This window comes from Mesorhizobium sp. M0587 (assembly GCF_040320945.1).
Classification (GTDB): Bacteria; Pseudomonadota; Alphaproteobacteria; order Rhizobiales; family Rhizobiaceae; genus Mesorhizobium.
This window is the reverse complement of record NZ_JAMYQP010000101.1, coordinates 1-1168: the sequence shown is the minus strand read 5'-3', so window position 1 is coordinate 1168 and position 1168 is coordinate 1. Positions and strand designations below refer to the sequence as shown.

Below are 1168 nucleotides of genomic sequence, written 5' to 3'. Positions count from 1 at the left end.
GCACGAGTTGCTTGATGGTGACGGCGGCGATCGTCGCAGCGGCGACGAAGTTGATCATGGCGTGCGGATCGCCGATGTCGGCGGCCTCGATATCGAAGCCTGCCGTCTTGAGGGTGCGGAAGAACTCCTCGATGGTCCAGCGCGACCGGTAGAGGTCGACGATACGGCGCGCTTCGACCGTGGTGGCGACACAGTGGGTGGTCAGCAACCGCCAATGCACCGGTTCGCTGCCATCTTCCGGTTTCGACACCTCGCGAACATCGACCAGTGTCAAACCGACCGTCTCGGGCAACGCCGGATCGGCTCCATTGAGCGGTCGCCGCACCGCCACCGGGGCGAAGCGCAGTGCAAGTTCGGCGTCTCGTGCGCGGCGCCCGGGCGCGGCGGGGATGGTCGCGGCAAAGCGGCCTTGCTCGGGCTGGGCGTCGATGAAGGCGAGCAGCAAGTCCGGACCTTCTTGCGGTGCCTCGATCCGCCGGTTCTGGCAGGCTCGCACGATCAGTTCGACATTGGACGGGCGCTCCGCGAAGAGTTGGTAAAAGTCGCTCTCGCGGTCCGACACCATGGTGATGCTGGCTGCACCATCCAGAACCGCGCCGGCCTGCCTTGTTGCGTCGATCCAGCGCTGCGATTCCTTGTCGGCCGTCGCCCGCTTGCGCTGCGGCGCCAAGTCACCTCCGCTGCGGTTCCAGACCTGCATCGAGACCAGGCCCAGCAGCGCTCCAGTGCCGACCTCCAACGCCAGCACCGGGTGCAGCAGCAGGCCTGCCACGTTGCCCTTGCCGACCGGGCCGTAGCCGGCTCGCGCCCGCCGGCTGCCCAGCACCAGCTCCGAGGTGTCTTGCACCGCAATGACATGGCGACCGGCCACGCGCCGTCCGGTCAGCCTTCCAGCATGGAGCGACATCTCTGCCGCCGTTACCGAGGGGTTGCGCAAAAGCCGCGTGAATTGCATTTCGGCCGCCCGTTTGCCGCCAAGCCGACGGATACACGATCCAGGCCGCGCCACCAGCGCCCGATGCAAGCAGGCCCCCCTTTTTCCAGGCGGCGATCGCCAAATCGCCCCAGTCCGTACTCGATCCTGGTCATCGATACCTCCATCGATCTTCTCACCGACACAGAATCGAGCTTCATCGCAAAACGCAACCGAGATGTGTGAATGCGATAG

1 protein-coding gene is annotated in these 1168 nt (G+C 65.8%); it reads right to left on the bottom strand.

Features of this window, described 5'->3' with window-relative positions; genetic code table 11:
• On the bottom strand, positions 1–955 hold a 955-nt coding region (locus NKI49_RS33185; protein WP_352608429.1), incomplete at its 3' end, for an IS4 family transposase.
• Positions 956–1168: the final 213 nt, after the last annotated feature.